At 57.4% G+C, this 19,789-nt stretch carries 21 protein-coding genes; 10 read left to right on the top strand and 11 right to left on the bottom strand.

Annotated features, from left to right (window positions below):
* The first annotated feature begins 98 nt into the window (after positions 1 to 98).
* Together R6V78_RS09815 and R6V78_RS09810 are read left to right on the top strand one after the other, a co-directional pair.
* The gene (locus R6V78_RS09815) at positions 99 to 728 is read left to right on the top strand and encodes a DsbA family protein (RefSeq protein ID WP_410289178.1); all 630 of its coding nucleotides are present in this window, start codon (positions 99 to 101) and stop codon (positions 726 to 728) included.
* A 64-nt stretch (positions 729 to 792) separates the two neighbouring features.
* Positions 793 to 1,632, top strand: a complete 840-nt coding sequence (locus tag R6V78_RS09810) for a hypothetical protein (protein ID WP_410289177.1) — start codon at positions 793 to 795, stop codon at positions 1,630 to 1,632.
* 43 nt (positions 1,633 to 1,675) lie between these two features.
* Here R6V78_RS09810 and R6V78_RS09805 read toward each other — a convergent pair whose 3' ends face one another.
* The 9 genes from R6V78_RS09805 to rplU form a co-directional block, all read right to left on the bottom strand.
* Positions 1,676 to 2,173, bottom strand: coding sequence for a regulatory protein RecX (locus R6V78_RS09805; protein WP_410289176.1), 498 nt, complete (start codon positions 2,171 to 2,173; stop codon positions 1,676 to 1,678).
* Positions 2,174 to 2,217: 44 nt separating this feature from the next.
* A complete protein-coding gene (gene gpmI, locus R6V78_RS09800) occupies positions 2,218 to 3,765 on the bottom strand; it encodes a 2,3-bisphosphoglycerate-independent phosphoglycerate mutase (RefSeq protein ID WP_410289175.1) in 1,548 nt (515 codons plus the stop codon).
* Between the two features lie 76 nt (positions 3,766 to 3,841).
* Positions 3,842 to 4,258 carry a ribosome silencing factor gene (gene rsfS / locus R6V78_RS09795; protein ID WP_410289174.1) on the bottom strand — a complete coding sequence of 139 codons (417 nt, stop codon included), beginning with the start codon at positions 4,256 to 4,258 and terminating at the stop codon, positions 3,842 to 3,844.
* Positions 4,255 to 4,923: a nicotinate-nucleotide adenylyltransferase gene (nadD, locus tag R6V78_RS09790; RefSeq protein ID WP_410289173.1), complete on the bottom strand. Its 669-nt coding sequence runs from the start codon at positions 4,921 to 4,923 to the stop codon at positions 4,255 to 4,257. The genes rsfS and nadD overlap by 4 nt, the downstream gene beginning before the upstream one ends.
* Before the next feature lie 41 nt (positions 4,924 to 4,964).
* Entirely contained in the window at positions 4,965 to 6,221 is a 1,257-nt protein-coding gene (locus R6V78_RS09785; protein ID WP_410289172.1) for a glutamate-5-semialdehyde dehydrogenase, read from the bottom strand.
* A 24-nt stretch (positions 6,222 to 6,245) separates the two neighbouring features.
* A complete protein-coding gene (gene proB, locus R6V78_RS09780; protein ID WP_410289171.1) occupies positions 6,246 to 7,391 on the bottom strand; it encodes a glutamate 5-kinase in 1,146 nt (381 codons plus the stop codon).
* Positions 7,363 to 8,385: a GTPase ObgE gene (obgE, locus tag R6V78_RS09775; protein WP_410289170.1), complete on the bottom strand. Its 1,023-nt coding sequence runs from the start codon at positions 8,383 to 8,385 to the stop codon at positions 7,363 to 7,365. The genes proB and obgE overlap by 29 nt, the downstream gene beginning before the upstream one ends.
* A complete protein-coding gene (gene rpmA / locus R6V78_RS09770; RefSeq protein WP_410289169.1) occupies positions 8,382 to 8,636 on the bottom strand; it encodes a 50S ribosomal protein L27 in 255 nt (84 codons plus the stop codon). Before rpmA ends, obgE begins: the two co-directional genes overlap by 4 nt.
* Positions 8,637 to 8,716: 80 nt before the next feature.
* On the bottom strand, positions 8,717 to 9,028 hold the full coding sequence (gene rplU, locus R6V78_RS09765; protein ID WP_410289168.1) for a 50S ribosomal protein L21: 312 nt from the start codon (positions 9,026 to 9,028) through the stop codon (positions 8,717 to 8,719).
* Between the two features lie 240 nt (positions 9,029 to 9,268).
* Between rplU and fdhD the strand changes: the two genes are divergently transcribed.
* Together fdhD and R6V78_RS09755 are read left to right on the top strand one after the other, a co-directional pair.
* Positions 9,269 to 10,072 carry a formate dehydrogenase accessory sulfurtransferase FdhD gene (gene fdhD, locus R6V78_RS09760; RefSeq protein WP_410289167.1) on the top strand — a complete coding sequence of 268 codons (804 nt, stop codon included), beginning with the start codon at positions 9,269 to 9,271 and terminating at the stop codon, positions 10,070 to 10,072.
* A 13-nt stretch (positions 10,073 to 10,085) separates the two neighbouring features.
* Entirely contained in the window at positions 10,086 to 11,108 is a 1,023-nt protein-coding gene (locus R6V78_RS09755) for a tRNA dihydrouridine synthase (protein WP_410289166.1), read from the top strand.
* A gap of 3 nt (positions 11,109 to 11,111) precedes the next feature.
* Here the strand turns inward: R6V78_RS09755 and R6V78_RS09750 are convergent, their stop codons facing one another.
* Entirely contained in the window at positions 11,112 to 11,879 is a 768-nt protein-coding gene (locus tag R6V78_RS09750; RefSeq protein ID WP_410289165.1) for a TSUP family transporter, read from the bottom strand.
* Between the two features lie 1,219 nt (positions 11,880 to 13,098).
* Here R6V78_RS09750 and R6V78_RS09745 point away from each other — a divergent pair.
* The 6 genes from R6V78_RS09745 (at position 13,099) to R6V78_RS09720 (ending at position 19,394) form a co-directional block, all read left to right on the top strand.
* Positions 13,099 to 13,947, top strand: coding sequence for an HDOD domain-containing protein (locus tag R6V78_RS09745; RefSeq protein ID WP_410289164.1), 849 nt, complete (start codon positions 13,099 to 13,101; stop codon positions 13,945 to 13,947).
* Positions 13,948 to 14,030: 83 nt separating this feature from the next.
* Positions 14,031 to 14,375 carry a hypothetical protein gene (locus R6V78_RS09740; RefSeq protein ID WP_410289163.1) on the top strand — a complete coding sequence of 115 codons (345 nt, stop codon included), beginning with the start codon at positions 14,031 to 14,033 and terminating at the stop codon, positions 14,373 to 14,375.
* Positions 14,376 to 14,754: 379 nt separating this feature from the next.
* Complete coding sequence (locus tag R6V78_RS09735; protein ID WP_410289162.1) at positions 14,755 to 16,308, top strand: ABC transporter substrate-binding protein; 1,554 nt, start codon at positions 14,755 to 14,757, stop codon at positions 16,306 to 16,308.
* A gap of 217 nt (positions 16,309 to 16,525) precedes the next feature.
* On the top strand, positions 16,526 to 17,500 hold the full coding sequence (locus R6V78_RS09730; RefSeq protein WP_410289161.1) for an ABC transporter permease: 975 nt from the start codon (positions 16,526 to 16,528) through the stop codon (positions 17,498 to 17,500).
* A complete protein-coding gene (locus tag R6V78_RS09725) occupies positions 17,497 to 18,417 on the top strand; it encodes an ABC transporter permease (protein WP_410289160.1) in 921 nt (306 codons plus the stop codon). Before R6V78_RS09730 ends, R6V78_RS09725 begins: the two co-directional genes overlap by 4 nt.
* Before the next feature lie 2 nt (positions 18,418 to 18,419).
* The gene (locus tag R6V78_RS09720; protein WP_410289159.1) at positions 18,420 to 19,394 is read left to right on the top strand and encodes an ABC transporter ATP-binding protein; all 975 of its coding nucleotides are present in this window, start codon (positions 18,420 to 18,422) and stop codon (positions 19,392 to 19,394) included.
* Here R6V78_RS09720 and R6V78_RS09715 read toward each other — a convergent pair.
* Entirely contained in the window at positions 19,279 to 19,590 is a 312-nt protein-coding gene (locus R6V78_RS09715) for a hypothetical protein (RefSeq protein ID WP_410289158.1), read from the bottom strand. The two genes, R6V78_RS09720 and R6V78_RS09715, sit on opposite strands and share 116 nt — an antisense overlap.
* Positions 19,591 to 19,789 lie beyond the last annotated feature (199 nt).

Raw genomic sequence — 19,789 nt, 5'->3', positions numbered from 1 at the left:
TTGACAAGAAACTGAAAGTGGGGAACGAATAGGGACTTTGGGGAACTATTGGGGAACTATTTTTTGGCTGAATTTCAGGCTGAAGACAAAGGCAACAGATGACACAACTTACTGAAAATACAACGTTAGAGGTCTTCTCCGACTACATCTGACCGTGGTGCTACTTCAGTACCGGGCGTATTGAACGGCTCAAAGCGGCATTGGATATCCGCGTCATATGGACGGCTTTTCCCCTTCATCCGGAAACACCCCAGGCGGGGCAGACCCTGGAAGCGCTGTTTGCCGGACAGCCGGTGGACATTCCCGCCATGCTGGCCAGGCTGCGTCAGGTGGCCCGGAAACTGGACCTGCCCTTTGGGGATCGCATCATGACCTTCAACAGCCGGCTGGCCCAGGAGCTGGGCAAATGGGCCGACGAAAAGGGTCGGGGCGACGCCTACCACAACGCGGTTTTCCGGGCTTATTTTCAGCATGGGGAGAACATCGCCCGCAAGGCGGTGTTGCTGCAGCTCTGTTCGGCCGCTGGTTTGGATCCGGTGGAGGCAGGGCATGTGCTCGATCAACGGTCTTACCGGGAAGGTGTGGACCAGGATTGGCGGCGCTCCCGTCAGATGGGAATCACTGCAGTACCCACCTTTGTCATCAACGATCAACGATTGGTGGGTGCCCAATCGTATGCGGCGCTGGAAGAGATCGTTTTGGCTGCGCGGGCTGCCCGGCAGGCATGAACACCACCTAAGCGGCTGATCTGAAGACACCCGGACCCGCTTTTACAAGCAAGTCGAATACCCAATGAGAACAATTTTTTTGGCGGCTTTGATCTTCTCTGCCTTGCTGCTATCCAATGCCTGGGGAGATCTCACCGGCCGCTGGACGTGCAACGATGGCGGCACCTACTATCTGCGTCAGAACGGCAGGCAGATTCGTTGGTATGGTGAATCTGCCGACGTTCAGCCGGCGTGGTCGAATGTCTTCTCCGGCCAAATCCAGAAGGACCGCATCCAAGGCAGCTGGACCGATGTTCCCAAAGGACGATCAGCGGGGTCAGGGAGCCTGGAACTGGTCATCGAAAAGCATGGCGCTGCGCTGCGGGCGGTGAAAAAAACCGGCGGGTTTATCGGTTCCCGTTGGACCCGATCGATGGTGGACGCTGCCGCTGACCGACCACGTAAACCCATCGAGTCGTCCGGAAACGAGGATTGCATCCGGTTCAATCCCGCTGCGATTCGCGTTCATGACGTCAACGGACGATGGAAGCTCGTTGACGGCAACCACTGGCTCTTCGACTTTGAATCCGACCCGGCCGCAGCCCACAAGGCACTGAAGGTAATCAGGCATTACCGCATGGACCGCGCCTGCTTCGTGGGCCGATTCACCTATATGCTGGCCAAAGGTGGAAGCCCGTCAGGGGCCATGGCCGAGGAGGAGTGCATCGCCTTCGATCCCATGGCAGCGACGGTGAGCAAGGTTCAAGGAAACTGGAAAATCCTGGCCGGGCGGCGCTGGCTGTTCGATTTCGCCCAGAATGAAACCCAAGCCCGCCAGGCCCTTGCCGTTATCCGGAAAAAAGGGTTCAGTCAATCCTGTTTCGTAGGGCGGTCCGATGCTGGATTTACCTACCTGCGCCGCTGAATAATCGCATCAAAGCCGCAAGCATAACCCATCGATTTTCGGCTCAGATATCGCTGACGGCCCGGTTGATGGCGGTTGATAAAAAACCCCGGCCGGCTAAAAACCGATAGGCCATCTGACGACGTTTCCATGGATCAGCCTCACGTCCAAGGTGGAAGGCTTTCTTTTCCAACAGCCGCCGGGCGACGGAAACCTGGGCCTCCTCATCACAACAACGGTTCAGCGCCTTTTCGATCAATGCAACGCCCAGCCCTTTTTGCTCGAGGACCTGACGAACCCGCAAGGGACCGTAGCCGCCTGCAGCCAGATGCCCGGCCATCAGCATGGCGGTTTTGGCATCGTCCAGATAGCCCAGTTCCCGGCAGCGCCTGAGGGCATTCTCGACGGCGGCCGGGTCAAATCCCCTTTGACGGAGTTTGACGGTCAGTTCCTTGGTGGTGTGGTCCCGGCGGGTCAAAATCCGAAAGGCGCTGTCCAGGGCGCTGGAACCGGAATGGGGCAGTCGGTGGCCAACTTTTTTTCGGGGGTCATCATTTTTCATGGAATAGCGGGTCAACCCAAAGGCAGCGCGACCAAACCAACGACTCAGGTCAACAGCAGGCTTCGGCCGGTCATCTGAATGGGTTGATCGATGCCCATCAGCTCCAGCAGCGTTGGCGCAATATCGCCCAGACGGCCTGCCTGCATCCGCACCGCCTTGCGGGTGTTGTCCACCAGCAGCAGGCGAACCGGATTGGTGGTGTGGGCCGTGAACGGCTTGCCGTCCGGACCGGCCATCTTTTCAGAGTTGCCATGATCGGCGGTGACCAGGGCTGCGCCGTTCTGCTCCAGGAGCTTGTCGAGCACCTTTTCCAGACAACGGTCCACGGTCTCGCAGGCCTTGACGGCAGCGGCCATCACACCACTATGGCCCACCATGTCCATGTTGGCGAAATTGAGCACAATGAAATCGTATTTTCCCGAATCCAGCCGCGCGACCACTTCGTCGGTCAACTGGGGCGCACTCATCTCAGGCTTCTGGTCATACGTGGACACATCCCGGGGTGATGGAATCAGGCAGCGGTCTTCATTTTCAAAGGGTGTCTCCTCCCCGGCATTGAAAAAATAGGTTACATGGGCGTATTTTTCGGTTTCGGCAATGCGCAGCTGGCGCAGCCCCTGGCGGCTGAGCACCTCTCCGAGGATCATCTCCAGGTGGACTGGACCAAAAAGCACCGGCAGGTCAAAACCCTCATCGTAAAGGGTCATGGTGGTGTAGCTGCATAGCTTCGGAACCACCTGGCGCGGGAAGCCGTCAAAATCCTTTTGCGTAAACGCCCGGGTGATCTCCCGGGCACGGTCCGCACGGAAGTTAAAAAAGAGGATGCCATCCCCGTCCCTCACCGTTGCCACCGGCCGGCCGCTGCCGTCGTCCATCACCAGCGGCTGGATGAATTCATCGGTTTCGCCGCGGCCGTAGGCGGCATTTACAGCCGCCACCGCATCCGCATCGGTTTGAAGGCGACCCTGGCCTTCGGTATACAGCCGGTAGGCCTTTTCAACCCGATCCCAGCGCTTGTCACGGTCCATGGCATAGTAGCGTCCGCAGACCGATGCAACCTTCCCGGTGCCGTTGGCCTGAATATGGTCCTGCAGCTGTTTCAGATAATTCACCCCGCTGTCCGGCGGTGTGTCCCTGCCGTCGAGAATGGCATGCACAAAAACCCTGGACAGCCCCTTGCGTTGAGCCATGTCCAACAGGGCAAGCAGATGGTTGAGTTGGCTGTGGACGCCGCCATCGGACAGCAGCCCCATCAGGTGCAGTGAACTGCCGCCGGCGGACACCGCGTCCATGATGGCGCCGAGCGCTTCGTTTTTAAAGAATGACCCGTCCTCAATGGCTTTGTCGATGCGCATCAGATCCTGGTAGACGACGCGTCCGGCGCCAATGTTCATGTGTCCCACTTCACTGTTGCCCATAATGCCGGCAGGCAGTCCCACATCCTTGCCTGAACAACGCAGCTGCGTCGACGGATAGCTGGATTGAAGCCAGTCAAGGAAGGGCGTATTGGCCACCAAGACGGCATTGGTGGGTTCGTCGGCACCGATGCCCCATCCGTCGAGAATAATCAGCATGTGGGTTCTCTTTTGCATCCTCTTTCCCCCATTTTTTCATGTGAAGGCGATAAGATCAATCTCTTGGCAGGGCCGGAAGGAAACGGCTGCAGCGCTATTCAATATACACCGCTTCGTCCACATCATCTATAGGGTCAACCGGTGCCTGGGCAGCCTGTTTCAGACTCACCGTCTGAATGCGTCGGGCATCCGACCACAGCCCCTCCAGGTTGTAGAAGCTGCGGATACTTTCATAAAAGACGTGGATCACCACGTGCCCATAGTCCATGAGCACCCAGTGCCCATCCTTGAGCCCATCGATGCTCAAGGCTTTAATTCCCTGCGCTTTCAGATCGCGTTGAATATGTTCGGCAATGGCGCTGACCTGACGGTTGGAAGTCCCGTGGCAGATGAGAAAGGCATCCGCCAGACTGGTAAGGTGACCCACGTCCAGAAGAACCGGATTCCTGGCTTTTTTTCCCAGCGCCGACCGGACGAAAACATCCAGCTCGGCATCACTTGTTTCAGTCATTGATATAGTTCCTTTTTCTCAATATAAGCGTTTACCGCCTGTGGAACAAGGTCGGCAATGGCTTTTCCTGCTCTGATCCGCTGCCTGATCTGGCTCGACGAAATGGCTACCGGGGGGGTCGGCAACAGATGGATGCAGTTGCCGCCATCGTTCCGCCAGCAGGTTCGTTCAGCATTAAAGCCGTAATCCGCGGAGAGGCGGGAGTGGATATAGCTTCCCATGCGGCTGACATCGTCACGGGTCTCTTCCCGGTCTGCTCCATGATGGCGGGTAACCACCACCGGTTGAACCGATTCCAGCAGTCGCCGTTGGCTTTTCCAGGTATGAATCTCCAGAAAAGCGTCCATGCCCATAATCAGAAACAGATCGGCACCGGGAATGATGCCTGTGCGGAAGTGCTCGACGGTATCGATGGTGTAGGACGGGCCGCCGCGTTGGACTTCAACCTCGGACAACCGGTAGCGGGCATCTTCAGGCAGGGCCAGTTGAATCATCCGGATCCGGTCCGATACCGGCGCAAGGTATGCAGATGATTTGTGCGGCGGCTTCCGACAGGGGATGATGTAAAGGTGGTCGAGATTAAATTGATGCAGAACCCGTTGGGCCGCCATCAGGTGACCCTTGTGGATTGGATTGAAGGTTCCCCCGAAAAGTCCTGCTCGCATGGCTGCTTCCAGTGCCTGGCGTTTCCAGATGGGATACCGGATTACTCCCGAACCTGCCCGTCTCCCAGAACCACGAATTTCTGGGTGGTCAATTCCTGGATTCCCATGGGGCCGAAGGCGTGCAGTTTGGATGTACTGATGCCCATTTCAGCACCCAAACCGAGTTGACCACCGTCATTGAACCGCGTGGAGGCGTTGACCAGCACCACCGAGGCGTCCACTTCACGGACAAACCGGTGCGCCCGAGCGAAATCACTGGTAACGATGGCTTCCGTATGGTTGGATCCGTATCGGGCGATGTGGTCCATGGCTGCTTCCATATCCGCCACCACTTTGACTGCCAGAATGAGGTCCAGGTACTCCTGGGCCCAGTCCGCATCGCTGGCCGGAGAGATGTCGGCAAGAATGGCGCGGGTTTGCGGGCACCCCCGCAATGTCACGCCAGCCGTTTCGAATCGCCGGGCCATGGCCGGCAGGAAATCCCGGGCCACCTGCTCGTGGACCAGCAGGGTCTCCATGGCGTTGCACACGCCCGGCCGCTGCACCTTGGCATTGTAGCAGATCCTTTCAGCCATTTGAAGCTCAGCCGTGTGGTCCACAAAAACATGGCAGACCCCCTTGTAGTGCTTGAGCACAGGTATCCTGGAGTTTTCCACCACAAACCGGATCAGGCCTTCACCGCCGCGGGGAATGATCAGATCCACAAATTCATCCTGGGCGAGCAGGGCGTTGATTGCCGAGCGATCATTGGTGGAAATCAGCTGGACAGCCTGGGGCGGCAATCCGACCGATTCCAGGGCCTGGCCGATGATGGCTGCAAGGACCCGGTTGGTATGCAGGGCTTCGGACCCGCCCCTCAATATGACGGCATTGCCCGATTTCAGGCACAACCCGGCAGCATCGATGGTGACGTTGGGCCGCGACTCATAGATGATTCCAATCACTCCCAGCGGGATGCGCATTTTCGACACCCGCAGCCCGTTGGGCCGCACGCGGGTCTCACCCATGGTGCCCACCGGGTCGGGATAGGCCGCCACTTCCCTGAGACCGCCGGCCATGGCGGCGATGGTTTTCCCCGTGACGGTAAGCCGGTCCACCATCGCACCGGAAAGATTTGCCGCCTGGGCCCGCTTCAAGTCCTTGCGGTTTTCCTGGAAAACCGTATCCGCCTGCTGCGCCAGCAGGTCGGCCATGGCCGTGAGTGCCTGATTCTTTTGATCCGCCGCGCATCGGTTGACCACGCCGGCGGCCTGCCTGGCATCGCGAGCCATTTGTTGAATGGTTTGATCGATATGCATACTTTCCTCAAAAAAAGGAGGCCCTCAAACGGCTTCCGGTTCTCCGGTGATTACCAGATTGTCGCGATGGATCACTTCGTCGTAGGTTTTCTGCCCCAGGCGGACTTTGATCTGGTTGGTCTTGAGCCCCATGATGGTCCGAATCGCTTCGGCATTGTAGTTCACCAGACCGCTGCCGATCAATCGGCCGCCTTCGGTGGCTATGGCCACCACTGCGCCTACGGGAAACTGACCCTGCACATCAACAATTCCGCTGGGCAGCAGACTTTTCCCGCTGTTCATCAATGCCCTGGCGGCCCCTGCGTCAACACGCAGCGTTCCCTGGGGGTTGACCGTGTAGCCGATCCAGCACTTCTTGCGATTGAGCCTTTGCTCCCGGGGCGCAAAAAAAGTGCCCTGGGCCTCTCCGGCCGCCAGGCGAATCAGAATATCCGGTCGGTACCCTCTGGCAATCACCATGGGGATCCCCGACGCGGTAACTTTGCGGGCGGCCTTGATTTTGCTCAGCATCCCCCCCGTACCCAAGGCACCGGGAATATCACCGGCATACTTTTCGATATTTTTGCTGTAGATGGCCACCCGGGGAATCAGCCGGGCGTCCGGGTAAACACGGGGATCCTTATCATAAAGGCCGTCGATATCGGTAAGGTTGATAAATATATCGGCATCCACCAGCAGGGCCATCATGGCCGCCAGGTTGTCGTTATCCCCCAGCTTGATCTCTTCCACCATGATGGTGTCATTTTCATTGATGATGGGTACCACCTGCCATTCGAGCAGGGTATTGATGGTATTTCTGGCATTGAGATAGCGCTTTCGACTGGTGAGGTCATCGCTGGTAAGCAGGATCTGGGCGACCTTGCGATCGAACCGGTCAAAGGATTTCTCCCACTCCCTGATGAGGCCGGCCTGACCGATGGCGGCAATGGCCTGGCGCCTGGGAATGGCTTCGGGTCGTTTGGTCAAGCCCATTTTCTTCATGCCCGACGCCATGGCGCCTGAAGAGACAAGGATGACCTGAATACCCTGGTCCATCAGCTGGCAGATCTGGCCGCTGATGGACGCGATGGCTTCCAGATTCAGGCCGGCCTGGGCGGTGAGTACATTGCTGCCCACCTTGACCACGGCCCGCCCGATTGGGTCACTCTTTTTCTTCTGACTGCGCTTCATCCATCTGGTCCAGCAGGTTGCAAAGGGTTGCGGTCAACAGATCGAGTCCCTGGCCGCTGGCAGCGGAAATCTGTAGCAGGTCGCCCTTGCCGTAAGCTTCTCTGAAAAGCGTGGCTGCATCATCGGCCCAGGCCACATCCATCTTGTTCAAAACCACAAGCTGGGGCTTCTCGGCAAGCGCCGGGCTGTACTGATGCAGCTCCCGATTGACCGTATCGATGTCCCTGAGCGGATGGTCGGCATCGATGGCTGCGGCATCCACCAGGTGCAGCAGCAGCCGTGTCCGCTCCACATGACGCAAAAACCGGATACCCAGACCGGTACCGGTATGGGCGCCTTCGATCAGACCGGGAATATCGGCGATGATAATGGGTTCCCGACGGTTGGTGTAGACCACACCCAGATTCGGTGTCAGGGTGGTAAAGGGGTAGTCGGCAATTTTGGGACGCGCCGAGGACATGGCCGAAACCAGTGTTGATTTGCCGGCGTTGGGCAGTCCCACGATGCCCACATCGGCCAGCAGCTTCAACTCCAATCGCAGATTCAGGGTCTGTCCCGGTTCACCCGGCTGGGCAAAACGGGGCGTTCGGTTGGTCGATGATTTGAACCGCGCGTTCCCCAGTCCGCCCCGGCCGCCTTTCGCAACGACAAAGACCTCGTCGGGATCAACGAGGTCTTTAAGGAGTTCTCCGGTGTCGGCGTCGAAAACCAGGGTACCGGGGGGCAGTTCGATGATCAGATCATCACCGCCTTTACCGGCCCGATTGTTTCCCTGACCACCGGACCCATTTTTGGCCTTGTAAAGTTGGTGAAACTGGAGATGATACAGGGTGCGTTTTTTGGTAGTCGCCATAAAAACGACATCGCCGCCGCGCCCCCCGTCACCCCCGTCCGGCCCGCCCTTGGGGATATATTTTTCCCGCCGCAGGCTCACGCATCCGGCACCACCGTTTCCCGACTGGATGGCAATGCGCGCCTCATCAATGAATTTCACGCGGCATAGACGCTGACCTGTTTGCGGTCTCGGCCTTTTCTTTCATAGGCAACCACGCCATCAATCAGGGCAAAAAGGGTGAAGTCTTTGCCCATCCCCACGTTGACGCCGGGATGGATTCGGGTACCGACCTGGCGAACCAGAATGTTGCCGGCGAGGACGTCCTGACCGCCGTACCGTTTGATTCCCCGGCGCTGGGAATTGCTGTCTCGACCGTTTTTAGAACTACCGGCTGCTTTTTTGTGTGCCATGGTTTCCTCCTCAATAACAAAAGGGCGCCGAATGAATAAACAAATGATGCGGCAACCCCTGCAGGTGTTTCGGAAAAAAATTACGCCTCGATGCGGTCAATACGCACAGCCGTGAACGGCTGACGATGGCCCTGTTTACGGCGATACCGTTTTCTGCGTTTGAATTTGAAAACAAGGATTTTTTTGCTTTTGCCCTGGCCCACGATCTGGCCGTGTACCGTCACCCCGTCTACATCGGGCTGGCCGATCTTGACATTTTCGCCATCGGAGAATATAAGGACCTTGTCGAAAGCAACCGGTGAGCCGATCTCCCCGGAAAGCTTTTCAAACCTGAGGACATCACCCTCCTCAACCTTATATTGTTTACCGCCTGTGGCCACCACTGCGTACATATATCCACCCTCCTTTGAAAACAAAATCCGTATTCCCAATATCAAAAATCAGAAATATTAAACTTTCCCACACCGTTGTCAAGAAAAAACTGAGTGACCCCTGGAATGGGAAAAGTCATGGACAAGCAGGGCCATTTCCTTATAGTTACAGGATAACCAGGCAGTTCCAGGTGATCGTCACAGGCCCGAATTGCCTTTGCTGTTCGGCTTGCCGGGTGTCAGCGGAAAAGGAAGACAGTTGTGGACAGTTATCATCGCACCATCACCCTCGTGGAAAACGGTCGGGAAAGATCCGAATGCATGCCTTTCATCGGAGAAGAGCCCCTCTCCATCAGGGTCCAGGGTTCGCCCTATGCCGTTGTCATGCGCACCCCGGGATTCGAAAAGGCCCATGTCGCCGGGTTCTGCCTCGGAGAAGGCATTGTCGATGCTCCCATGGACATCGCCAATCTTGCCTTTTGCGATGATGAAGACACCAATGTGGTCACCGTCACCCTCACCGCCGCACGCAGAACAACCATTGCCGATCACCTGGATCGGCGGACCTATATCAGTCAGACCTCCTGCGGCATATGCGGAAAATCCATCGTCGCCGATCTGGTTCAGGCCCTTTCACCGCTGTCTGGCGGGGAACCGTTGGACGGAAATGGGGCCTTGGGCTGTCTGCTCAGTCTGGGCGAACACCAACCCCTGCGGGATAAAACCCGCAGCGCCCACGGCGCAGCCATATACGGCCATGGGCTGGACCAGCTCTCCGTAGCCGAAGACGTGGGCCGCCACAACGCCCTGGACAAGGCCATCGGGTGTCTCTTTCTCGACGGACGACTGCAGCAGGCCCGGCTGCTGACCCTCAGTTCGCGCATCAGTTACGAACTGGTCCAGAAAGCGGCTCGGGCCCGGATTCCCGTCATCCTGGCCGTTTCAAGACCCACGGCATTGGCCGTTGAATTGGCCGCAGCACTGAACATGACCCTGGCATCTCTGGGAAAGAACGACAGCCTCATGGTCTACTGCAACCCCCAGCGTCTCGCATGGCCGCGCTGACCCCGAACCCGAGATGAGTTCAGATCTTTCCTCACGCCTCAATCGCCCGCTGACCATCGGACGGGCCACAATCGATCGCCGTCTGGTGCTGGCCCCCATGACCCTTTTGGGACACATTGCCTTTCGCGAACTGCTGGCCGGTTTCGGCGGTTATGGGCTGCTTTTTGGCGAAATGTGCAGCGCCCGGCGAATTCCCCATGAAGTCCGTGCCGACTCCGCCTATTTCTGCTGGCGGGAGGCCGAGCGGCACCAGCTCGTGATGCAAATCTTCGGCGCCGATCCGTCGGTCATGGCAACAGCAGCCCGGATCGTCCAGGACAACGGAATTTTCGGGGTGGACCTCAATTTCGGCTGTTCGGTGGCCACCATCTGCAAGCAGCAATGCGGCGCGGCCCTGCTGAGAACGCCAGACCAGGCCGCCCGCATCGTGGAGGCAGTTCGGCGGGCCATATCCATTCCCCTGTTCGTCAAATTCCGCACAGGCTGGGCGGACGATCCGACCATTCCAGTAGATCTGGCCCGACGATTTGAAGCCGCCGGTGCCGATGCCCTGACCTTTCACCCCCGGGTGGCTCCGGATCGGCGTTCCCGGCCACCCCGCTGGGAATATATCCAACGGGTCGCCGAAGCGGTGAAAATTCCGGTATTCGGCAATGGCGACGTATTCGATGGCACGGACTGCCTGCGAATGCTTGAAACCACCGGTTGCGCAGGTGTGGCCATCGGCAGAATGGCCATTGCCCGTCCATGGTTCATGGCCCAGATGACCGAATTGCTGACACCCGATCCGGGAATTTACCGCCAGACGGCCTTTGCGCTGCTGGATTTGGTGGAGCGGCATTTTGATGCCAGACGGGCCTTGCGGCGCTACAAAAAATTTGCGCTCTATTTCAGCGCCAATTTCAAATTCGCACACAGTTTTTACAAACGGATTGGCAACGCCCGGAATCTTGAAGCCTTGAAGGGTGAGCTGGAAGCATTTTTCAGCCGTGAACCGGTGACGATGGACAGACCCAACATGAATTTTTTTCAGTAATCATTATTTCCCAGCATAGGTGGTGTAGGCGAGTCGCAGGATGGTGGCCGCCACAACCACAAGAAAAAACACACGCACGAACCCGGTGCCTTTTTGAATGACCAGCCTGGATCCAAGCAAAGCCCCCACCATCTGGCCAGCCCCCATCAGCAAGCCAGCAGAAACGACCACATTGTGTCCGGCAAAAAAAGCACCCAGCGCCACCACGTTGCTGGTAAAGTTGAATATCTTGGTGTGAGCAGTGGCCTTTTTGAGGTTGAGGCCCAATACCAGCACCAATGCAATGGCCCAGAAAGACCCCGTCCCCGGACCAAAGAATCCGTCGTAGAAACCCAGAGTCAGACCGGTGCAGCTAAAAAATGCGCGTGCCGACAGCGCTGGCCGGTGGTCAATCTTTCCCAGATCCGGAGTCAGCCATGTATACAGGAAAACACCGACCAGAAGAATCAGGATGATATGCCGGAGAAAATCCGCTGAAAGCACCTGGACGGTCATGGTTCCGGCCAGGGCTCCCAGGGCGGTGAAAACAACCCCGGTTGGGATTTCCCGCAGATCGACCAAACCTTTCCGGGAGTAGTTGACAGCGGCCGTCATGCTGCCGAATGTGCCCTGGAGCTTGTTGGTGCCCAGGGCCAGATGCGGGGGCATGCCGGTGGCCAGCAGGGCCGGCAGGGAGATGATTCCGCCGCCACCGGCGATGGCGTCCACGAAACCGGCCATCAGACCGGCAAGCCACAACACGAACAGGGCAGAAAGCGACAAGGGTTCCATGGGTAGCTGCGGATTCCGCTCCAACACCGGATTGTCTGTTGTCCAGCTGACGGTGGTTGTTCGAAATTTGAAAAGCACTTCAACGATCTGTGTTCATAGCGGGAAAGCGGACCCCGGTCAACGAAAATGGCGGGCGCCATGCGGACAGGATCCCCCCGGCGGATCAGACATAGATATTCAGCAGCCGCCCGATCCGTGGGTCGCCGACATGACGACCGCTGCGGTCATAGGCCAACCCATCGTCCGGTTCCGGCCCAGCCGCCCGTGCCTTCAGCTTTAAGCGCGTTGGGCTTTTGGGCGTTTCTCCAAATTTGAACGGCAAACCGGCACCGGTCCGAACCGGAGGATAAAAGGGTACCGTCGCCAGCGCAGCAGATTCCGCCATATTCTGGATTCCAGGCCATTTAAATTGAACCTCGGGATCTCTTCTGCAAAATCCGTACGCATGTCAAAATAAAAGATAACAATTTAGGATGATAAGAATAATTTATGCAGACAATGAATTCGAATGACTGCTGCGGAAAAAGTTGCCTGGTTTTTTTTGCCGGGCTCCGTCGCGCTTTACACTCGAGGACAAGGCCTGCAGGCACTTTTCAAAATGAGCAGGGTTGAAAGCGTCGTCAGCGAGGTTTTGTGGGTGGGCGGGACACCAGGGCAATGGCTGTGGACTGCCGCGCTTTAGGGAACAGCGGATCTGTTGGTGAATCGACTGCTACCGTGGCCTGGTGTTGCCGGTATTTTTCCACAGCCTCCCGGGAAATGGTGACCCGGTCCACGATGCCGTAAGGTTGGTCCTCCCGATTCGGTTTGCCAGCATTTGTTGACCCCGACTCGGACGCACGGCCCAATGGAGCGATTTTCTGATTGTCCACAATGATATAGGGTCTTTCGGCGATCATAAGCTCCAGGCCTTGTTTTCAATCCCGGGATCGCGTCGGTTCAAAAATGGCGGTTGGTCGACCCAAACGCACTGACCTTACGACTCACCGGCCGGTAAAATGGCACAAAACCGAACTGAGACATGTATGCTAAGTTAAGGATGCCTGTGCATGTTTCAACCACACCCCGATCGAAACGATAAAAGGGTCTACACCTGTCATTGATGGCCGCCCGCGTAAAACCACGCAATGCCGTCGGGCTGCATGCACAGCTGGATAAATATGGGCCATCGGCTTGAAAGCGGACTCGAAAAAAGGTAGAGATAAAAAAAGGAGCCGCCATGCTGACACTGGATCGATTGTTGAAAGAAAGTGAACGGATCGAACCTGTACCCCAGATCATTCACCAACTCATGGACCTGGTCGACGATCCCGAGGTCCCCATCTCTGAAATTACGGATTTGATACTTTACGAACCCGTGGTGACCGCCAACCTGCTTAAACTGGCCAATTCGGCTGCCTTCGGGTTCAAGAAAAAAGTGGAATCCGCCCATGATGCCGTATTGCTGCTGGGCCTGAAACGCGTGGTCGAAATCGTGCTGCTCAGCAGCGTGACCAGGCCGCTGAAATCCGCTCACCAGGGGTACGGCCTCGAGGAGGGTCGGTTGTGGAAGCAGTCCGTATCCTGCGCCCTCATGGCCGGCGCTATCGCGGAAACCACACAAGCACCGGACAAACACATTGTTTTTACGGCCGCCCTGCTCAAAGATATCGGCGTCATCGTGCTGGATCGGCACATGGGGCAAGCCAGGGAAATGGTCCGCCAGGCCATGGAATTCGATGGCCTGGATCTGATTGCAGCAGAACGTCGACTGCTGGGCATTGATCATGCCCGCCTCGGCGGGCAAATCGCCAGCCGCTGGAACTTCAGTGAAGGGCTGGCCGGCGCCATCGGCAACCATCATCTGGCCGACGAGGAAAAGGGGGTTACGAAAGCAACCGCAATGGTTTATCTGGCCGACAGCATGTGTTCGATATCCGGCATCAATGCGGAGCTGTTCTGTGGCCATTATTCCCAATACGATCGGGTTCGCGACCAGCTCGGCCTGTCGGAAGCACAAATAAACCGGATCATGTCCGATTTTTTTTCCCGCAAAGAAGATATCTACGGCCTGCTGGCAATCCTGTGAACTTTCAGACCATCCCGTTGGCGAGGCAGAACGGGGAAATCCCAATGATCCACCATCTATAACCAATAGGAGTTTGACGCGAGATGACCCCCTACGAACTATCGAAACTGATTCACAAGGAGCTGTCTCCCATCGCCCCAAAACTGTCGGCGGCAATCAACCGCGCGTTGGTAGATATCGGGGAGGGGTCTGTTCTGGTGGGGCTCGGCCCCGGCACCGATGCAAACGACAACGCCTCCTTCCAGGAATCCGAAACCATTGACGGGATGAGCGGCGAAGCTGAAAGTGCGCTGGCAAAGATTCATGCGATGATGGGGAAGCTGGAAGAGCTCTCCTCCTGGAAGGTCATTGTCGACAAAAAACCCGGACGCCAAGGAAACCCCCTCGAGTTGCTCTATACCCTGGTGAGGATCAAGGCGGATCGGTGATCCATATTGCAAGATACCACGGGCAAGCCCAACGGGAGGATGGATTTATCGCAGTTGGCCGCAAAGGAACGGGGCGGTAATATACCGCCCCGCAGGCAGAAGGAGTTGGATGAAAAGAAGGAGACAATTCAGCGGCAATCCCCCGATGTGCCGCCTTACCCAAACCATCGACACATTTTTTCATATCTTTAACTTTTTTTTTGCCTTTCAGCGGCACGCTTTCTGGTTTAAAAACTATTTGTATCTTGTCGGCAATTTGAGTATAGCCGACTCACCGCTTTTTGCAGACAGATTAATTATCTATCCTTCACATGAGTGGCCCGATGACACGCAGCAGTGCCGGGTCGCCACACCAACCACAACCAGGAGGAGGCGTTGTATGAAAAAAATTCTCGCGGTAACCCTGACCCTTGCTGTGCTTTTCGGCTTCGGCGCCGCTGCCGATGCCGTAACCCTGAAAGTGGGACTGGATTCCGATCCGGTTTCCCTGGATCCCCATGTTCAGCTTTCCGGTGGGATGCTGCAGTATTCCCACTGGGTGTTCGATCCGCTGGTCCGCTATGCCCAGGACATGTCCATCGAACCGCGCCTGGCCTCACGCTGGGAGCGCATCGACGAGTTGACCATGCGTTTTTATCTGCGCGAAGGGGTCAAGTTTCACAGCGGCAACACGCTTGCGGCCAAAGACGTGAAGTTCACCCTGGAACGGCTGAAAAAGAGCGTCGACTTCAAGGGCCTGTTCGAACCGTTCACCGAAGCGGCCATCGTCGATGATTACACCATCGACATCAAGACCAAAAAGCCCTATGCGCTGCTGCTGAGAATGTGCACCTACATCTTTCCCATGGACAGCGCGTTCTACAGCGGAACCGACGATACGGGGCAACCCAAGGATGCCATCGTGAAAATTGGCCCCTCCTTTGCCCTGGCCAACGAATCCGGCACCGGCCCCTACACGGTCACCCAACGGGAACATGGCGTTAAACTGGTCATGGACCGGTTCGCCGACTACTGGGACATCGACTCTCCGGGCAATGTGGACCAGATCATCATTGCCCCCATCAAGGAAGACGCCACCCGCGTGGCGGCCCTGCTCTCCGGTGATGTGGACTTTATTTCCCCGGTTCCGCCCCAGGATTTCCAGCGGATCGAAAAAGACCCCAAAGTGAACCTGTTCACCTATCCAGGCGGTCGCATCATCACCGTGCAGCTCAATCAGAAGCGCCGCCCGGAGTTTCGCGTACAGAAGGTCCGCCAGGCCATTGTTTACGCCATCAACAACGCAGGCATCGCCGACAAGATCATGAAGGGCACCGCCACCCCTGCCGGTCAGCAGAGCCCCAAGGGCTATGTCGGCCATAACCCCAGTCTGACACCCCGCTACGACCTGAAAAAGGCCATGGCGCTGATGAGTGAGGCCGGGTTTGCCAAGGGGTTCGAGTGCACCATGATCGCCCCCAACAACCGCTACGTCAACGACGAGAAAATCGCTGAAGCCGTGGTGGGCATGCTGGCCAAAATCAATATCAAGGTCAACCTCAAAACCATGCCCAAGGCCCAGTACTGGGATGAATTTGACGCCCAGGTGGCCGACATGCAGCTGATCGGCTGGCATTCGGATACCGAGGACTCAGGCAATTTCTCCGAATTCCTGGCCATGTGCCCCAACAAGGAGACCGGTTACGGCCAATACAACAGCGGCAACTACTGCAACCCGGAGGTGGATCGGCTGACCCTGGCCGCCCAGGTCGAGACCGACCCTAACAAGCGGTCCGCCATGCTGCAGCAGATCGAGCAGATCCTCTACGACGATGCGGCCTTCGTTCCCTTCCACTGGCAGAACCACTCCTACGGTGCCAAGAAAAACGTAGACGTGGCGCCGATCATCAACACCATGAATTTTCCCTATTTCGGGGACATCGTGGTCAAGTAGCCAAATGGGGACAACCTGAACGACCACAAAGGGAGGACGCACAAAGCGTTACCCATACGGCCTCCCATTGTGGTCCAGGCCAAGGCCGCAGGGTTTTCGAGCCCGCAGGCGTAGCAGCGCTGTGTCGAGGATTACGAAAACCCGGGAGCGCCGGACTAGGCCGCAAGATGCCGTTTGGCCCTATACCCGAATACCCCAAGTTTAAGGAATGCCCTTTATGTTTGCCTTCGTCGTCAGACGCGTCACCCAGGCCATTTTTGTCATGCTGATCATCAGCCTGGTGGGGTTTTCCATCAAAAACGAGATCGGCGATCCGGTCCGCGACATGGTGGGTGAACGGGTTACGCCGGCCGAACGGGAGCTGCTGCGGGACAAACTGGGTCTAAACGATTCATTTGTCACCCAATACCTTCGGTTCGCAAAAAATGCCCTCCAAGGGGACCTGGGCCTGTCGTTTTTCCATAAGAAACCGGCGCTTGCGGTCATCGCCGCCAAAGCACCCGCCACCCTCGAACTGGTCCTTGGGGCGGCGCTGATTATCATTTTCATCTCCCTGCCGGTGGGTGTGTTCTCTGCGATCTATCCACGCAGCGCCTTTTCGCGCTTCACCATGGCCTTTTCCACCCTGGGAGTGTCGGTGCCGGTTTTTCTCACCGCCATCGTCCTCATCTATATCTTTTCCGTGGAGCTGAGCTGGCTGCCATCATACGGGCGCGGAGAGACCGTGGCCATCGGGGGATGGGACAGCGGTTTGCTCACCGTCGACGGCATATTGCACCTGATCCTGCCCAGCATCGCCCTGGCCTCGATCATGCTTCCGCTTTTCATCCGCTTGATCCGATCGGAAATGATGGAGGTACTGGAGACTGAATATATCAAGTACGCCTGGGCCAAGGGGCTGCACAAGAAGCGCATCTGGTTCGTGCATGCGTTCAAGAACACCCTGCTGCCGGTGATTACCGTGTTCGGTGTCCAGATCGGCATCATGTTCGCATTTACCATCCTTACCGAAACGGTTTTTCAATGGCAAGGCATGGGCTTCATGTTTCTCGAGGCGGTGGAGCGCTCCGACATCTCCCTGTTGGTGGCATACCTGATGGTGGTGGGGGCCGTTTTCGTGGTCGTCAACACCGTGGTGGATATCATTTACGGGCTGGTGAATCCCACCATCCGGATTGCGGGAAGAAAATGAACCCAACCTGGCAACGCTTCAGGTCCTCCTATCTGCTCTTCAGTTTCAAACAGGACAAGACCGCCATCTTCAGCTTCGTGGCCCTTTTGGCCCTGCTGGTCACCGGGCTGCTGGCGCCGGTCATGTCACCCTATGACCCCTACGATTCGGCCAACATCGACATCATGAATTCCGAACTGCCGCCGTCGTGGATGGAAGCCGGTGAACCGGCCTACCTGCTGGGGACTGACATCCAGGGGCGCGACCTGCTCAGCACCATGATATACGGTCTGCGGCTGTCCATTTTCATCGGCTGCGGCGCGGTGGTCCTTCAGGGATTGCTCGGTGTCGCCGTCGGCCTGCTGGCCGGGTACCTCGGAGGGAAAATCGACGCCGTGTTCATGCGCATCGCCGACATCCAACTCTCCTTTCCCTACCTCATGGTAGCCATCTTCATCAGTGCGATATTCCAGGTGGCCTTCGGCATCGGAAGATATGAAGATATGGCCGTGCCCCTGCTGATCGTCATCATCGGTCTGGCCGAATGGCCGGTCTACGCCCGCACCGTAAGGGCATCGGTCATGGGCGAAAAGAACAAGGAGTATGTGGAGGCGGCCCGGGTCATCGGATTGAACCGCTGGCGGATCATGTTTCGCCACGTGCTGCCCAACACCCTGACCTCTGTGCTGGTCATCTCCACTATTCAAGTGGCCAACGCCATCATGAGCGAGGCGGCCCTCTCCTTTCTGGGGCTGGGAATGCCGGTGACCAAGCCTTCCCTGGGGTCGCTGATCCGGTCCGGTTTCGAATACATCTTTTCCGGCTCCTGGTGGATAACCCTGTTTCCGGGCATCTTTCTGGTGCTGCTGGTACTGGTGATCAACCTGCTGGGGGATTGGCTCAGGGATGTGCTCAACCCCAAGTTGTACAAGGGATAATTATGTCGCACCTGTTGGAGGTCAAGGACCTCGAAGTGAAGTTCGGCCTGCGCGCGGGCGACCTGACCGCCATCAACGGCATCAGCTTCTGCCTGGACAAAGGTGAGCGCATGGGCCTGGTGGGAGAGAGCGGGGCCGGCAAATCAGTCACCGGTTTTGCCGTCATCAACCTGATCAGCAAGCCGGGATTCATCTCAAGCGGGCGGGTGATGTTCAACGGCAGGGATCTTGCGTCGCTCTCCGACGAAGCGATGCGCGAGATCCGCGGGAACCACATCAGCATGATCTTTCAGGACCCCATGATGACCCTCAACCCGGTGTTGACCATCGGCACCCAGATGGTGGAGACCCTGCTGGCCCACCGCAGCATCAACCGGGACGAAGCGGAAGCCATCGCTTTGGCAAAACTCAAAAAGGTGCAGATCCCCTCGCCGGAAAAACGCCTGGCCCAATATCCCCACGAGTTTTCCGGCGGCATGCGCCAGCGTATCGTAATCGCCATTGCCCTGCTCACCGACCCGGAAATCATCATCGCCGACGAACCCACTACGGCACTGGACGTGACCATCCAGGCCGAGATCATGGACCTTTTGCAGCAGCTGTGCAAGTCCGAACACACGGGCCTGATCCTAATCACCCACGACCTGGGCGTGGTGTCCCAGGTGACTGAAAAAATTGCCGTCATGTATGCGGGTAAGATCGTTGAGTCAGGTCCCACGGAACGGGTGGTCAACAACCCGAAACACCCCTATACACAAGGCCTGATCAATGCCCTGCCCGGCAGCTTGCAGCCCGGTGCCCGCCTGAACCAGATCCGGGGAATGATGCCCACGCTGACCGACATCCCGCCGGGCTGCGCCTTCAACCCCCGCTGCCCCCTTTGCAATGCCATATGCCGGAGCAGCGTGCCCGCCCGGAGACGAACGCCAGGACCTGTCCCTTTGTCACGCGTGAACCATCCTCGACCTGTACGTTGAAACCCAGGTTGGAGTCCAGGATCTGGTAGACGGCGCGCGCCACCTCCAGTCCCGCGACGACCCCCTCCTGCTTGGCGATGATCTGCCCGCGCATGGTGGCATCCACGGGGACAATGCTGTTGGTGGTCGCGTCGCCTGTGCCGATGTCCTCGGTCAGTGCACGTTCGATGCTTGTGAGAATTTCAGTGGGGAGCATGATTTGATTATACCGACAAAAATGGCCCGGCTTGTGCCGGGCGGTACTATTGAAAAATCTGCCGGATCGCACACTTGCCCTGCGGGGAGTGCCATGGAATCCAGCAGGAGCACAGTCAGGTCAGGCTTTTAGTTTCTGCATGGAGGGGCGGGGCTTGTTCGCAAGCTGCAAGCCGAGCAGGACCGCAATGAAATAAGCC

This window comes from Desulfosarcina sp. (genome assembly GCF_046496365.1).
In the GTDB taxonomy this organism is placed as follows: Bacteria; Desulfobacterota; Desulfobacteria; order Desulfobacterales; family Desulfosarcinaceae; genus Desulfosarcina.
The sequence above is the reverse complement of the archived record's forward strand: the minus strand, read 5'-3'. Positions and strand labels throughout refer to the sequence as shown.

What these genes read in the sequence shown, in the direction of transcription:
- R6V78_RS09810 (WP_410289177.1), top strand. Translation starts at nt 793, where the DNA reads ATGAGAACAATTTTTTTGGCGGCTTTGATCTTCTCTGCCTTGCTGCTA.
- R6V78_RS09805 (WP_410289176.1), bottom strand. Translation starts at nt 2,173, where the DNA reads ATGAAAAATGATGACCCCCGAAAAAAAGTTGGCCACCGACTGCCCCAT.
- gpmI (WP_410289175.1), bottom strand. Translation starts at nt 3,765, where the DNA reads ATGCAAAAGAGAACCCACATGCTGATTATTCTCGACGGATGGGGCATC.
- rsfS (WP_410289174.1), bottom strand. Translation starts at nt 4,258, where the DNA reads ATGACTGAAACAAGTGATGCCGAGCTGGATGTTTTCGTCCGGTCGGCG.
- nadD (WP_410289173.1), bottom strand. Translation starts at nt 4,923, where the DNA reads ATGCGAGCAGGACTTTTCGGGGGAACCTTCAATCCAATCCACAAGGGT.
- R6V78_RS09785 (WP_410289172.1), bottom strand. Translation starts at nt 6,221, where the DNA reads ATGCATATCGATCAAACCATTCAACAAATGGCTCGCGATGCCAGGCAG.
- proB (WP_410289171.1), bottom strand. Translation starts at nt 7,391, where the DNA reads ATGAAGCGCAGTCAGAAGAAAAAGAGTGACCCAATCGGGCGGGCCGTG.
- rpmA (WP_410289169.1), bottom strand. Translation starts at nt 8,636, where the DNA reads ATGGCACACAAAAAAGCAGCCGGTAGTTCTAAAAACGGTCGAGACAGC.
- rplU (WP_410289168.1), bottom strand. Translation starts at nt 9,028, where the DNA reads ATGTACGCAGTGGTGGCCACAGGCGGTAAACAATATAAGGTTGAGGAG.
- R6V78_RS09755 (WP_410289166.1), top strand. Translation starts at nt 10,086, where the DNA reads ATGAGTTCAGATCTTTCCTCACGCCTCAATCGCCCGCTGACCATCGGA.
- R6V78_RS09750 (WP_410289165.1), bottom strand. Translation starts at nt 11,879, where the DNA reads ATGGAACCCTTGTCGCTTTCTGCCCTGTTCGTGTTGTGGCTTGCCGGT.
- R6V78_RS09745 (WP_410289164.1), top strand. Translation starts at nt 13,099, where the DNA reads ATGCTGACACTGGATCGATTGTTGAAAGAAAGTGAACGGATCGAACCT.
- R6V78_RS09740 (WP_410289163.1), top strand. Translation starts at nt 14,031, where the DNA reads ATGACCCCCTACGAACTATCGAAACTGATTCACAAGGAGCTGTCTCCC.
- R6V78_RS09735 (WP_410289162.1), top strand. Translation starts at nt 14,755, where the DNA reads ATGAAAAAAATTCTCGCGGTAACCCTGACCCTTGCTGTGCTTTTCGGC.
- R6V78_RS09730 (WP_410289161.1), top strand. Translation starts at nt 16,526, where the DNA reads ATGTTTGCCTTCGTCGTCAGACGCGTCACCCAGGCCATTTTTGTCATG.
- R6V78_RS09725 (WP_410289160.1), top strand. Translation starts at nt 17,497, where the DNA reads ATGAACCCAACCTGGCAACGCTTCAGGTCCTCCTATCTGCTCTTCAGT.
- R6V78_RS09720 (WP_410289159.1), top strand. Translation starts at nt 18,420, where the DNA reads ATGTCGCACCTGTTGGAGGTCAAGGACCTCGAAGTGAAGTTCGGCCTG.
- R6V78_RS09715 (WP_410289158.1), bottom strand. Translation starts at nt 19,590, where the DNA reads ATGCTCCCCACTGAAATTCTCACAAGCATCGAACGTGCACTGACCGAG.